General features: G+C 72.5%; 13 protein-coding genes and 1 tRNA gene. 5 read left to right on the top strand and 9 right to left on the bottom strand.

The genetic code is table 11. The annotated features are described in order from the left end of the window. Window positions 1–70: 70 nt before the first annotated feature. The 5 genes from B4K29_RS07810 to B4K29_RS07790 all read right to left on the bottom strand — a co-directional run bounded on the left by B4K29_RS07810 (window position 71) and on the right by B4K29_RS07790 (window position 4,571). Window positions 71–1,066: a glycine betaine ABC transporter substrate-binding protein gene (locus B4K29_RS07810; protein ID WP_286955772.1), complete on the bottom strand. Its 996-nt coding sequence runs from the start codon at window positions 1,064–1,066 to the stop codon at window positions 71–73. A 3-nt stretch (window positions 1,067–1,069) separates the two neighbouring features. Next, the gene (locus B4K29_RS07805; protein ID WP_239261645.1) at window positions 1,070–1,777 is read right to left on the bottom strand and encodes an ABC transporter permease; all 708 of its coding nucleotides are present in this window, start codon (window positions 1,775–1,777) and stop codon (window positions 1,070–1,072) included. A gap of 146 nt (window positions 1,778–1,923) precedes the next feature. Continuing rightward, window positions 1,924–3,090, bottom strand: a complete 1,167-nt coding sequence (locus B4K29_RS07800) for an ABC transporter ATP-binding protein (RefSeq protein WP_239261585.1) — start codon at window positions 3,088–3,090, stop codon at window positions 1,924–1,926. After that, window positions 3,090–3,770 (bottom strand): ABC transporter permease, encoded by a 681-nt coding sequence (locus B4K29_RS07795; RefSeq protein WP_275442002.1) that lies wholly within the window; start codon window positions 3,768–3,770, stop codon window positions 3,090–3,092. Before B4K29_RS07795 ends, B4K29_RS07800 begins: the two co-directional genes overlap by 1 nt. A gap of 150 nt (window positions 3,771–3,920) precedes the next feature. After that, complete coding sequence (locus tag B4K29_RS07790; protein ID WP_286966937.1) at window positions 3,921–4,571, bottom strand: hypothetical protein; 651 nt, start codon at window positions 4,569–4,571, stop codon at window positions 3,921–3,923. Window positions 4,572–4,641: 70 nt separating this feature from the next. Here B4K29_RS07790 and B4K29_RS07785 point away from each other — a divergent pair, with 70 nt between their 5' ends. Continuing rightward, window positions 4,642–4,818, top strand: a complete 177-nt coding sequence (locus B4K29_RS07785; protein ID WP_286961000.1) for a hypothetical protein — start codon at window positions 4,642–4,644, stop codon at window positions 4,816–4,818. A gap of 145 nt (window positions 4,819–4,963) precedes the next feature. On the opposite strand, the gene B4K29_RS07780 is transcribed toward B4K29_RS07785, so the two are convergent. Then, complete coding sequence (locus B4K29_RS07780; RefSeq protein ID WP_286966936.1) at window positions 4,964–5,344, bottom strand: hypothetical protein; 381 nt, start codon at window positions 5,342–5,344, stop codon at window positions 4,964–4,966. Between the two features lie 171 nt (window positions 5,345–5,515). Between B4K29_RS07780 and B4K29_RS07775 the strand changes: the two genes are divergently transcribed. From B4K29_RS07775 to B4K29_RS07760, 4 genes are all read left to right on the top strand, one after another. Further along, entirely contained in the window at window positions 5,516–6,256 is a 741-nt protein-coding gene (locus B4K29_RS07775) for a response regulator transcription factor (protein WP_019285268.1), read from the top strand. A gap of 7 nt (window positions 6,257–6,263) precedes the next feature. Beyond that, window positions 6,264–7,688 carry a sensor histidine kinase gene (locus B4K29_RS07770; RefSeq protein WP_286966935.1) on the top strand — a complete coding sequence of 475 codons (1,425 nt, stop codon included), beginning with the start codon at window positions 6,264–6,266 and terminating at the stop codon, window positions 7,686–7,688. Between the two features lie 99 nt (window positions 7,689–7,787). Then, window positions 7,788–9,848, top strand: a complete 2,061-nt coding sequence (locus B4K29_RS07765) for an ArnT family glycosyltransferase (RefSeq protein ID WP_286966934.1) — start codon at window positions 7,788–7,790, stop codon at window positions 9,846–9,848. 59 nt (window positions 9,849–9,907) lie between these two features. Next, window positions 9,908–10,423, top strand: coding sequence for a GtrA family protein (locus B4K29_RS07760; RefSeq protein WP_286966932.1), 516 nt, complete (start codon window positions 9,908–9,910; stop codon window positions 10,421–10,423). Here the strand turns inward: B4K29_RS07760 and B4K29_RS07755 are convergent. From B4K29_RS07755 to B4K29_RS07745, 3 genes are all read right to left on the bottom strand, one after another. Beyond that, on the bottom strand, window positions 10,420–11,643 hold the full coding sequence (locus B4K29_RS07755; RefSeq protein WP_286966930.1) for an acyl-CoA dehydrogenase family protein: 1,224 nt from the start codon (window positions 11,641–11,643) through the stop codon (window positions 10,420–10,422). The two genes, B4K29_RS07760 and B4K29_RS07755, sit on opposite strands and share 4 nt — an antisense overlap. Window positions 11,644–11,818: 175 nt before the next feature. After that, window positions 11,819–11,909: transfer RNA gene (locus B4K29_RS07750), tRNA-Ser, on the bottom strand. Between the two features lie 65 nt (window positions 11,910–11,974). After that, entirely contained in the window at window positions 11,975–13,063 is a 1,089-nt protein-coding gene (locus B4K29_RS07745) for an LCP family protein (RefSeq protein ID WP_286966927.1), read from the bottom strand. Between the last annotated feature and the right edge of the window lie 145 nt (window positions 13,064–13,208).

The following is a 13,208-nucleotide window of genomic DNA, read 5'->3' as shown; positions in this document are numbered from 1 at the left end:
CACGCGCCGGGCTTCGTCATACGGCCGGCCCGTCACGAACCGGCGAGGTCACGCGCCACGCCGACAGCGCTCACTCCGCGCGGAGGAAGCCCTGCTGCACCAGCCACTCGTGCGCGACCTCGGCCGGCTCGCGCCCCTCGACGTCGACCTTGGCGTTGAGGTCGATCATCACGTCGTCCGTGAGCTTCTTGGTGACGGGGGCGAAGAGCTGGGCGATCTGGGGGTGCTTGGCCAGGGTCTCCTGCCGCACCACCATCGACACGTTGTAGTTGGGGAAGAACTTCTTGTCGTCCTTCATCACGGCGAGGTCGAGCGCCTTGATGCGCCCGTCGGTCGTGAAGATCTCGCCGAACGTGCACAGCCCGCTGTCGGTGGCGGAGTAGATCGCGCCCGTCTCCAGCACCTTGACGTTGCCCGCGGGGACGTCCGTGCCGTACTCCAGCCCGTAGGCCTTGAGCATCGGCCGGAAGCCGTCGTTGCGGCTCGCGAACTCCGACTCCACGCAGAAGGTCCGCTGCCCGACCGGCACCTTCTTGATGTCCGCGAGCGACGACAGGCCGAGCGCGCGAGCCCTCTCCGTGGTCGTGGCGAAGCTGTAGGTGTTGTTCATCGGTGCGGGCGGCAGCCAGGTCAGGGCGTGGGTCTTGGCGTCCTCGGCGCGGACCGCTTCGTACTGCGCGGCGGGGTCGGGGATCGGGTCGGTGTGGCCGAGGTAGGAGATCCACGCGGTGCCGGTGTACTCCCACTCGGCGTCCACCTGACCCTCGAGCTGGGCCTGCCGGGCGCTCGCCGAGCCGGGGATGTTGGTGTAGTCCCTGACCTCGGCGCCGGCGGAGGAGAGCAGGATCACCGCCATCTTGCCGAGCACCAGCTGCTCGGTGAAGTTCTTGGAGCCGACGGCGACCGACGCCCCGCGCAGGGACGGCACCGCGTCCAGCTCGCCCTGCAGCTGCCCCGACGGCGCGTAGCCGCCGGCCGTGCCGAGACCGCAGCCGGACAGGCCGAGGGCCGCTGCGGTCAGCACACCCGCCAGCGCGGTCCTCCCGGTGATCCGTCGTCCAGCCATGGGTCAGAGCCCCCTCGGGGTCGTGAGCGTCTCGAGGACCCGGCCGACCCAGTCGACCAGGAGGGCGAGCAGCGCGACGAGCACGGCACCGCTCACGAGGATCGGGTAGCGGAACAGGTTGATGCCCGTGGTGATCAGCGACCCGAGGCCCCCGGCGTCGATGAAGGTCGCGAAGCTGGCCGTCCCGACGAGGAGCACGAGCGCGGTGCGGACGCCGTTCATGATGACGGGGACGGCGAGGGGCAGCTCGATGCGCACGAGGGTGGCCAGCTGACTCATCCCCACGCCGCGGGCGGCCTCGACGAGCGTGGGGTCCACGCCGCGCAGCCCGGTGATGGTGTTCTGCAGCACGGGCAGGAAGGCATAGATCGACAGCGCCAGCACCGCGGTCCAGAACCCGAAGCCCAGCCACATCGCCAGCAGCACGATCAGCCCGATCACCGGAGCGGCCTGCCCGGCGTTGGCGAACGCGACCACGGGCGCGCTGAACCTGCGCAGGCCGGGACGGGTGAGCAGTATGCCGATCGGCACGGCCAGCCCCACCACGATCAGCGCCGAGACCGCCGTCAGGACGACATGCTGGGTGGCCAGCGTCTGGACGTTGGACCAGGTCAGGACCCGTGCCTCGATGGTGTCGAGGCGTGCGCTGCGACGCCACAGCTCCCACCCGGCGACGCCCGCGAGCACCAGCACCGGCAGGACGAGCAGCATCACCCGGTCGCGGCGGGTCAGACGCCCTGGCCGGGGCCGCGACCGCGCCGGGGTGGCCGCGTCGGACGAGCCGACCGCGTCGGACCGGCCGTCCGGGTCGGAGGGGTCAGCCCCGGAGGCGGCGACCCCGGGTGCGGCGGGGGACGTCATACCGGCTCCTCCTCGCGACCCGCGGCGACGGACCTGATGTGGGTGGTGACCGCGTCGAAGGTCACGGCGCCCTGGTACTCGTCGCGACGGCCGGTGACCACCGCCATGCCCTCGGTCGCGGCCAGCATGCTGTCGAGGGCGTCGTTGAGCGTCGCCCGGCGGTCGATCGTCGTCAGGCGGGACGTGTCGGGCCGGCGCACGGCGTCCCCGTCGAGGCGGTCCAACCGCGTCCAGCCGAGGGGCCGCTGACGCTCGTCGAGCACCAGCAGCCAGGGGTTGCGGGACTCGGCGTGCTGGCGCCGCACCTCGGCCACCCGGTCGCCGACCCGCGCCGTGGCCACCTGCTGGAGCTCGAGGTCGCCGACGCGCGCGAGGCTGAGCTGCTTGAGCGTCGAGCCGGAGCCGACGAAGTCCTCCACGAACTCGTTGGCCGGGGCCGCGAGGATCACCTCGGGGGTGTCGTACTGCGCGATCTGGGCGCCCTCGCGCAGGATCAGGATCCGGTCGCCGAGCTTGATCGCCTCGTCGATGTCGTGGGTGACGCAGACGATCGTCTTGTGCAGCTCCTCCTGGATCGACAGGAGCTCGTCCTGCAGCCGCTGGCGGGTGATCGGGTCCACCGCGCCGAACGGCTCGTCCATGAGGATCACGGGCGGGTCGGCCGCGAGCCCGCGGGCGACGCCCACCCGCTGCTGCTGGCCGCCGGACAGCTCCTTGGGATAGCGGTGCCGGTATGTCGCGGGTGCCAGCCCCACGAGGTCGAGCAGCTCGTCCACCCGCTCCCGCGTGCGGGTCTTGTCCCACTTCAGCAGGCCGGGGACCAGGCCGATGTTCTGGGCCACCGTGAGGTGGGGGAAGAGGCTGCCGCCCTGGATGACATAGCCGATCTTGCGGCGCAGCTGGTCCGGGTCCTTGGTGGTGATGTCCTCGCCGTCGACGACGATGCGCCCCGACGTGGGGTCGATCAGCCGGTTGAGCATCTTGAGGGAGGTCGTCTTGCCGCAGCCGGAAGGGCCGACGAACATCACGATCTCGCCGGCAGGGATGTGCAGGCTGAGGCCGTCCACGGCGGGCCGGCTCTGGCCCGGGTAGGACTTCGTGACGACGTCGAGCTCGATGGTGGCGCCGCTGACCTGACGGTCGGAGGAGGGGGTGGCAGGCATCAGGACCGGATTCCCTTCGGGATGGTGAGGCGGCCGACGAGGACCAGGAGGGCGTCGAGCAGCAGGGCGAGCAGCACGATGCCGACGGTGCCGACGAGGGCGTAGGACACGGCGTTGGCGCCGCCGATCTGGGACAACCCGGTGAAGATGTAGCCGCCGAGGCCGGGACCGAGGGCGTAGGCCGCGATGGCGGCCACGCCCATCGACATCTGCGTCGACACCCGCACCCCGGTGAGGATGACGGGCCAGGCGAGCGGGAGCCGCACGCGGACGAAGGTGTCGACGGGGTTCATGCCCATGCCGCGGGCGGACTCGACCAGCTGACCAGGCACGCCGTCGAGCCCCACGACGACGTTGCGCAGGATGGGCAGGACGGCATAGAAGACGACCACGGCCACCGAGGGCAGCACCCCGATGCCGAGGATCGGCAGGGCCAGGCCGAGCAGCGCGAACGACGGGATCGTCAGGCCGATCGAGGTGAGGGCGTTGGCCACGCCGCGCAGGGCGCGCACGCGGGTGACGAGGACGCCCAGGGCGATGGCGACCAGGGTCGCGATCACGACGGCCTGGGTCACGAGGCTGGCGTGCTGGTAGGAGCGGTAGGCGATGTCGGCCCAGCGGTCCTGCACGAACTCGATCACGGCTGGGACTTCTTCACGAGGACGGCCTCCTGGTCGCATCGGCGTCGACGGACCCCTCGGCGCCGTCGCTCAAGGGATCACTAGACCACGCGCCGGGGACCCGTCGGGCCCGCGCGGGTCCTCGTCTCCGGCTCGGCCACCTCTCAACCGCCGGTCCGGGGGCTGTGGGGTGGGCACATCACGGTCGGGTCACGAACTCGCGGATCGGCCTGTCGTCACGGCGATCTCGTCGCCCAGCCGCCATCCGGGGGCCAGCGGGAGCTGGTCGCCCGACCAGAACCGGCCCGGGTCGTACCAGCTGAGCGGACGTCCCGGCTCGAGGAGCCCCATCTCCTCGTAGGTCACCGCGACCACCTCGGCGCAGTAGGCCAGCTCGGGCCGCGCGGAGATCGGACGCTGCTCGTGGCGCCACGGCAGGTGGCCACGCCGCCCCCGCAACCACCGGCCCGCGAGCGCCGCCGTCCGCGGGAAGCTCGTGCCGTCCCAGCGCGCGATGGTCCGCAGCAGCGCGTCCTCCTGCTCGCGCCCCACCTCGGGGGTGAGCTGACGCAGGAACCCGCGCTGCCCGTAGTCGTCGTGCCAGCGCGTCACCGCGTCCCGCAGGTCGTGCAGCTGCACCCCGCGCTGGTGCTGCCCGGTCCACAGGTCCACCAGGCCCTTGCCGAGCTCGGCGTGCCACATCAGTGGTGGCAGGTCCTCGAGCACCACCGCCATACCGACGTGGTTGACGGGGGCGTTGGTGAGGACCTGGATCGCCCGGTCGGCGCCCTTGGCCCCGCGAAAGACCCAGATGTCCCCGGTGCGCGCGTGGTCCACGGCCTGGTCGAGCGTGATCGCCATGCGCCGAGTCTGGCACCCGCGCCGGGCTGAGGCGCCGCGGCTCGGGTGGCGTGGTGGCTATCCTCGTGGCGTGAGACGCATCTCGTGGTGGAAGCTCCTCGGCGCGGCCGGCCTGGCGGGCGTCGCGGCGACCGGTGTGCTGGCGGCGCGGGGCGAGCGGCAGCGGCGGTCGATGACGCCGGCCGAGGTGCGGTCGCGGCTGCACCGGCGGTATGCCGAGCTCGGCGACCCCTCCTACCGCCGGTAGGCGCGGCGGAGCTGCACGTCGAGCGGAGGCACCCCGGAGCCGCACACCGGCAGCGGCGACAGGTCGAGGCGCGAGCGGCGTGAGCTGCACTGGGTTGCGTGGAGGCGGCGTGAGGCCGGGCGGCTGACGAGGCGGGCGAGGAACATCAGTTCGTCCCCACCGTGCCCGGGGCGAGCTGCCCCGGCTGCCCCACCTGACCGGGCGCGATCTGCCCCGCCTGACCGGGCGCCTGGCCCGGCATACCGCCTCGTCCGTCACGGAAGCCGCCGCCCGGCCCGCCCGGACCTCCCATCCGGCCTGTCCCGCCCTCGCTCTGGCTGTTGATGGTCGGCGCGGCGGCGGCGATGGCACCTCCCCCGATCGAGGCCATGCCGACAGCGAGCGCTGCGGCCACGGCCGTCTTCTTGCCCGACCACCGGGCGGGGCGCACGGCCGGCGCCACCGAGGCTCCGTCGGACGCTTCTGCCGAGGGCGTCGGTGCAGCGTTGATGGTGTTCGTGGCGTCGTGCTTGAGGTGAGGCAGCATGTCGGTCTCCTTGCCGGCGGGGTCTCTGGCTGCCACCGACGATCCGGAGCCACGCTGTGGCGGGGCTGTGGCCTCCATGTCGAGGGGCCAAGAGTCCGCCATAGTGGTCCCACAGGATCGCCACAGGAACGACCTGTCACCACCACAGGAAGGCCGGGTGTCATGAGGGGCATGAGCACGCACACCACCTCCACCCCGGCGCTGCGCCGCCTGGACGGCTCCCCCGTCCGGGTCCTCGTCGTCGACGACGAGGCCAACATCGCCGAGCTGCTGTCCATGGCCCTGCGCTACGAGGGCTGGGAGGTGCGCACCGCCGGCACCGGGCTCGAGGCGGTCCGCGCCGCACGGGAGTTCAAGCCCGACGCCGTCGCGCTGGACATGATGCTGCCCGACTTCGACGGCATGGAGGTCCTGCGCAAGATGCGTCAGGACGACCCCAACATCCCCGTCCTGTTCCTCACCGCCAAGGACGCCGTCGAGGACCGCGTGGCCGGCCTGACGGCGGGCGGCGACGACTACGTCACCAAGCCGTTCAGCCTCGAGGAGGTCGTCGCGCGGCTGCGAGCCCTCATGCGCCGCACCGCGATCGCCGAGGAGGAGTCCGCGTCGGTGCTCGTCGTGGGCGACCTGGTCATGGACGAGGACGCCCACGAGGTGCGCCGCGGCGACGACGAGATCACGCTGACGGCGACGGAGTTCGAACTGCTGCGCTATCTCATGCGCAACCCCAAGCGCGTGCTGTCCAAGGCCCAGATCCTCGACCGCGTCTGGAACTACGACTTCGGCGGCCAGGCCAACGTCGTCGAGCTCTATATCTCCTACCTCCGCAAGAAGGTCGACCACGGCCGCGACCCCATGATCCACACGATGCGGGGCGTCGGCTACGTCCTCAAGCCCGCCACCGGCGCCTGACCACCTCATGCGCGTCCGCGACTGGTCGCTGACCACCAAGCTCGTGACCTCGATGGTCGCGCTGTTCCTCGCCGTCACGGTGGCGATGGGCGGCGCGACCGTGCTGGTCATGGACCAGCGCCTCACCCAGCAGGTCGACCAGCAGCTGCTCGAGCAGTCCCAGATGGTCGACCGCGGGGGGCGCTTCGGCGGCGACGACGTGGTCCGGGCCTGCACCAGCCGTCCGCCGGGCACCGGCGAGGGGATGCTGCGCCTGTGCCTGCAGGACGGCAGCGCGGTCAGCGACTACGTCATCTCCGACGGCGACTACTCCCGTCTCACGACCGCGCAGGTCGGCACGATCTCGCAGTCGGGCGTCGGCAGCCAGCCCCGCAGCGTCGACGTCGACGGCCTCGGTGGCTACCGCCTCGTCGCGTCCTACCGCTCCGGCACGACCATCGTCACCGGCATCCCCCTGCAGCGCGTCAAGGCCTCGGTCCAGGAGCTGCTGCGGACGATCACCCTGGCCTCCCTGACCGGCCTCGCGCTCATGGCGCTGGTCGGGATCTGGCTGGTCCGCCGCAGCCTGCGTCCCCTGCGCCGCGTCGCCGACACCGCCACCCGCGTCTCCCAGCTCGACCTGGCACGCGGCGAGGTGGCCCCCATCGAGCGGGTCCCGGGCGAGCTCACCAGCCCGCGCACCGAGGTCGGCCAGGTCGGCCACGCCCTCAACACCCTCCTCGACAACGTCGACAGCTCCCTCACCGCACGCCACCAGTCCGAGACCCGCGTCCGGCAGTTCGTGGCCGACGCCTCGCACGAGCTGCGCACACCGCTCGCCTCGATCAGGGGGTATGCCGAGCTCAGCCGCAAGGAGCGCGAACCCGTGCCCGGAGGCGTGCGGCACGCCCTCGACCGCATCGAGTCGGAGGCCAAGCGCATGACCACCCTCGTCGAGGACCTGCTCCTGCTGGCCCGCCTCGACGCCGGTCGCCCCCTCGACCACGCCCCCGTCGACCTGTCGATGCTCGTGCTCGAGTGCGTCAGCGACGCCCAGGTAACCGCGCCCGGGCACCGCTGGGAGCTGGACCTGCCCGAGTCGGTCATCGAGACGACCGGCGACCGCGGCCGGCTGCAGCAGGTGCTGGTCAACCTGCTCGCCAACGCCCGCAGCTACACGCCCGAGGGCACCGTCGTGCGCACCTCCCTGGCCGTCGAGGGCGACCGCGCGGTCCTGAGGGTGCTGGACGACGGCCCCGGCATACCAGAATCCCTGCAGCCCAACCTCTTCCAGCGGTTCACGCGAGGCGACACCGCCCGCAACCGCGCCGCCGGCTCGACCGGCCTGGGCCTGTCGATCGTCGACGCCGTCGTCAAGGCGCACCACGGCGACGTGCGCGTCGACTCCGTGCCCGGGCGCACGGAGTTCACGGTCACGCTCCCCCTCCGATAGCCCTCGCCCCCTTCGTCGTCCAGCACCCGGCGAGGGCCCGTAGGGGCGGCAAAGGGGGCTCATAGGGTCCCCACAACCGCGAGGCCGAACGTTGGGGGCATGACGATCTCGACCCTTCGGCGCAGCGCCCGCGGACTCGCCGCACCGCGCACCGCCCCTCGCGAACAGCCTACGGCGGCAACGCCATACACCCAGGGGCGGGCGGCCCGCCTGTGGCGCGGACCGGCCGAGGACCCGAGCTGGGCCCGCCCGTCGCTGGTCATCCTGCTGTGCGCGACCGCGGCGTTCTACCTCTGCGACCTGACGAGCTCCGGCTGGGCCAACGCCTTCTACTCCGCCGCCGTGCAGGCGGGCTCGGAGTCGTGGAAGGCCTTCTTCTACGGCAGCTCGGACGCCGCAAGCGCCATCACGGTGGACAAGCCGCCGGCCTCGTTGTGGGTGATGGCCCTGTCCGTGCGGATCTTCGGGCTCAGCTCGTTCGCGATCCTGCTGCCCGAGGTCCTCATGGGCGTGGCCTCGGTGGGCGTCCTCTACGCCACGATCAAGCGCCACTTCGGTGCCGCCGCGGGCCTGATCGCCGGTGCCACGCTGGCGCTCACGCCCGTCGCGACGCTGATGTTCCGGTTCAACAACCCGGACGCGCTGCTGGTGCTGCTCATGACCCTCGGCGCCTGGGCCACCGTCAAGGCCGTCGACGAGAGCCGCGCCCGCTGGCTCGTCGCCACCGGCGTCCTCCTCGGGTTCGGCTTCCTCACCAAGACCCTCCAGGTGTTCCTGGTCCTGCCGGCGTTCGCGCTCGCCTACCTCCTGGCCGCCGACACGACGCTCGGCCGCCGCATCCAGCACCTGCTCGCGGCCGGGCTGGCGATGGTCCTCTCCGCCGGCTGGTGGGTCGCGATCGTCGAGCTCGTGCCCGCCTCCGCCCGCCCCTACATCGGCGGGTCGCAGACCAACTCCTTCCTCGAGCTGACCTTCGGCTACAACGGGTTCGGGCGCCTCACCGGCGACGAGACCGGGTCCGTGGGTGGTGGCAACGGGTGGGGCCAGACCGGTCTGACGCGCCTGTTCGATCCCGAGATCGGCGGGCAGATCTCCTGGCTGCTGCCGTCCGCGCTGCTGCTGCTCGTCACCGGTCTCGTGATGCGTGGGCGCCTCCCCCGCACCGACGGCCGCCGCGCCCAGCTGGTCGTGTGGGGCGGCTGGCTCGTGATCACGGCCCTCACCTTCAGCCTCATGGCGGGCATCTTCCACGCCTACTACACCGTCGCCCTGGCCCCGGCCGTGGCCGCGGTGGTCGCCATCGGCGCCACCCTCGCCTGGGAGCGTCGCGACCGGTTCGGTATGACGACCCTCGCGGCCGCCACCGCCATCGCGTCGGCCTGGTCCTTCGTCCTGCTCGCCCGCTCGGCCGACTTCCTGCCCTGGCTGCGCTGGGTCGTGGTCGTCCTCGGCCTGGCCGCCGCCCTGCTGATGCTGGTGCTCGACCGGATCCACGCCTCGGCGGTCAAGGTCGTGGCCGGGGCCGCCCTCGTCGCGGTCCTCGCCGGGCCCGCGGCCTGCAGCGCGCAGACGGTGACCACCGCGCACACCGGCTCGATCGTCACCGCCGGCCCGTCGACCGGGTCCGGCACGGGCGGTCCCGGCGGCGGCCCGGGCGGGATGGGTGGCACGCCCCCGCAGGGCACCGCCAACGGCGCCACCGGCACCACCAACGGCCCGACCACCGGCCGTGGTGGCATGGGTGGTGGCATGGCTGGAGGCATGGCCGGCGGCATGGGCGGCCTGCTCGGCGCCAGCACCCCCTCGACCGAGGTCGTGAGCGCGCTGTCCGCCGACGCCGACAGCTACACCTGGGTCGCGGCCGCCGTCGGGTCCCAGAACGCAGCCGGCCTGCAGCTCGCCACCGGTCAGCCGGTGATGGCGCTCGGCGGCTTCAACGGCACCGACCCGTCGCCCACGCTGGCGCAGCTCCAGGCCTATGTCGCCTCCGGGCAGATCCACTACCTGCTCGCCTCCGGCGGGATGGGCGCCATGGGCGGCTCCTCGACCGAGACGTCCACCACCAGCCAGATCCTGGCCTGGGCGGCCGCGAGCTACCAGACGGTGAGCATCGACGGCACGACGTTCTACGACCTCACCCAGCCGCTCGCGGCGTCCTGACGAGGCGCCGGGCTCCGGCATACCTGCTCCGACCGACCCCCCACGGAAAGGCTCAGACGATGGCACCCACCACCTCCCCCGAGGCACCCGACCGCGAGCCGGCGCAGGGGCGTCCGGCCGCTGGGCTCGCCACGCAGCTGGGCAGGTTCGCGACGATCGGGGTGGCGAGCACGGTGCTCCACCTCGGGATGTTCGCGGCGCTGACCGGCGCGCTCGGAGCGTTGTCGGCCAACCTGGTGGCGCTGCTCGTCGCCACGGTCCTCAACACCGCCGCCAACCGGGCCTGGACCTTCGAGGTGCGGGGCCGGCAGGACGCGCTGCGGCACCAGCTGCAGGGGCTGGCGGTGTTCGCGGTCACCTGGGGTCTCACGAGCCTGGCTCTGCTCGGGCTGCAGACCGCGGCGCCGGGGGCCTCGGCCGGCGTGCAGACTTCCGTCGTCGCGGTCGCCAACGTCGTCTCGACGCTGGTCCGGTTCGTCGCCCTGCGCCGCTGGATGGCCGCGCCGGACCGCGAGGCCTCCGACGTCGAGGCGTCGACGGTCGAGCGCCACCCGGAGCTCGAGCCGCTGGCCTAGCCCGAGAACCTCCGCAGCTCGTGGCGGGCAACGGCCATCAGGTGCACCTCATCGGGGCCGTCGGCGATGTGCATCTGGCGGGCGTAGGCGTTGAGCTCGCCCAGCGGCGAGTCCTGCGAGAGCCCGAGGGCGCCGTGGGCCTGGATGGCCCGGTCGACGACGGTGCTCGCCATCGTGGGGGCCACGACCTTGAGCGCCGAGATCGCCGCCGCCGAGTCCTGGTCGTCCTGGTGGTCCAGCGACCAGGCCGCGCGGTAGGCCAGCCACCGGGCCTGGTCGATCGCCACGCGAGACTGCGCGACCCACTCCTGCACGAGCCCGTGCTGCGCCAGCGGCCGCCCGAAGGCGACTCGCCGCGGCACCCGCTCGGCCATCAGGTCGAAGGCCCGCTCCGCGACGCCCACCAGCTTGAGGCAGTGCGTGAGGCGGGTGGGCGCCATGCGGGCCTGGGCCAGCGCGAAGCCGCGGTCGAGCTCGCCGACCACGTTGCCCAGCGGCACCCGCACGTCCTCGAAGACGACCTCGCCGTGCCCCCCGGTGTAGGGGTCGTCGTAGCCCAGCACCGACATCGCCCGCACGACCTGCACGCCCGGGGTGTCCCTCGGCACGATCACGACCGAGTGCTGCAGGTGCCGCTGGCCGCGCGGGTTGGACTTGCCCATCACGAGCATCACGCGGCAGTCGGGAGCCATGGCCCCGCTCGACCACCACTTGCGGCCGTTTATCACGACCTCCTGGGTCTGCTCGTCGACCTCGATGGAGGTGGAGATGTTGCCCGCGTCTGACGAGGCGACGTCCGGCTCGGTCATCGCGAAGGACGAGCGGATCTCGCCGGCCGCCAGCGATGCGAGCCATCGCTCCTGCTGCTCCGGCGAGCCGTAGCGCAGCAGCAGCTCCATGTTGCCCACGTCGGGGCTGTTGGCGTTGATCGCCTCCGGCGCCAGGTGCGGCGACCGTCCCGACAGCTCGACGACGGGGGCGAGATCGAGGTGGCTCAGCCCCGAGCCGTAGGGCGCGGGCAGGCCGAGGTTCCACAGCCCGGCGGCGCGGGCCTGGTCCGCCAGCCGCGCCATGACGGCGGGGCGGGTCCACCGGTGCTCGGCATCCAGCTCGGCGACCTCGCGCCGGGCGACGGCCTCGGCGGGATAGACCTCCTCCTGGAGGAAGTCGGCCATCCGGTCGCGCCACTGCTCCTGCACCAGAGACAAAGAGAAGTCCATGCCATCACGTTAAGGCGTGCCTCACCCCGGCCGTGACCGGGGTCTCACTTCGGACAGGGCGCCCGTATGCCGAGACGGCGGCCGGGTCGGCATACGGCCGGGAGGGCTGGTCGCGGGGAGACGCGAGAGCCCCCGACCGCTGTGGTCGGGGGCTCTCGATCCCTCGTGAAGGGTGTGGCGGAGGTGGCGGGATTTGAACCCGCGAGAGGTTTTCAACCTCAACCCGCTTAGCAGGCGGGCGCACTAGGCCACTATGCGACACCTCCAGTGCAACTTGCCCAGGCTACCGGTCGGGCGCGGGCCGGAGCAAAACGTCCGGCCCGCGCGCCGGTCAGCCCTTGCTGGTGTCGCTGCAGACGTCGTCGCTCGCGACCTTGGCCTGCAGGGTCGGTGTGCTCGACGTGGTGCTGCCCGGCACCGGGGCCGCCGTGATCGGCTGCGCCGGCAGCGGCGTCGTGCCCGAGCGGTTGGGCACCGCCACGACCTTGGGGGCGCCACGCCCGACGGACACCCGCACCGGGGCCCCGGCGGGACCGTCGGCCCTGAGCGACGCGCCGGGGAAGGCGAGCGCCACCTCCTGGGCCTGCGCGAGCTGGGCCGCGGAGTGGTGGACGACCACGCCGTTGCTCGGCGAGGCGGCCGCCGTGACGGCGCCGACGGTGAAGCCCTGCACGCGCAGCGCCTGGGCGACCTGACCGCCGAGACCGCTCGTGCCCGAGGAGTTCTCGACGCTCACCGTGACCGAGCTCGGCGCCACGGTCGGGGTCGCGCTCGGGGAGGCGGAGGCGGAGCTCGAGGCGCCGGTCGTGCCTGGCCACGGCTTGTCCTCGCGCAGGATCTCCCACAGGTCGGTGGCGGCCGGGCTCAGCTGCACCCGGTCCCGGTTGGCGGGGTAGGGCTCGACCGGAGCGGTGATGAACCGGATGCCGGCGGGCCGCAGCTCGCGCAGCTGGGAGGCGAGGCCGGACAGCGAGGAGACGTTGGCGAGGTCGGCGTCGGTCTTGAGCGACTTCGTGGCCGCGTCGAGGACGTTGTAGAGCTTGGGCGGGTTGAGCAGCACGCCGGTCGAGGTCGCCTGGCGCACCACGGCCGCGAGGAAGTCCTGCTGCAGGCGCACCCGACCGGTGTCGGACCCGTCACCGACACCGTGGCGCGTGCGCACGAAGGCCAGCGCCTGCTCTCCGTCGAGCCGGTGCCGTCCGGCCGCGAGGTCGAGCCCGCTGTACTTGTCCTTGACCGGGGAGGTCGTGCAGATCTCGACGGTGCCCATCGCGTCCACGATGTTCTTGAAGCCGGTGAAGTCCACCGTCATGACGTGGTCGATCGAGACGCCGGTGTTCTGCATGACCGTCGCCACGACGCAGCTGACGCCGCCGTCCTCGATGTTGGAGTTGAACATCCGCTTGGTCCACCGGCTCACCGGCGCGTCGATGACGCATCCGGGGCCGGCGCCGGTCTGCGTCGACGTGGCCGCGGTGGCGGGCGTGGTCGACGAGGTGGCCGCCCTCGGCGTCGCGGCGGAGGAGGTCGACGCGGACGACTCACCCTGGCGGGGCGGGGCAGGG

Source organism: Arsenicicoccus sp. UBA6765 (genome assembly GCF_002453335.1).
Taxonomy (GTDB): domain Bacteria; phylum Actinomycetota; class Actinomycetes; order Actinomycetales; family Dermatophilaceae; genus Arsenicicoccus; species Arsenicicoccus bolidensis.
Note: the sequence above shows the minus strand (reverse complement) of the source record. Positions and strands in the feature narration are given on the sequence as shown.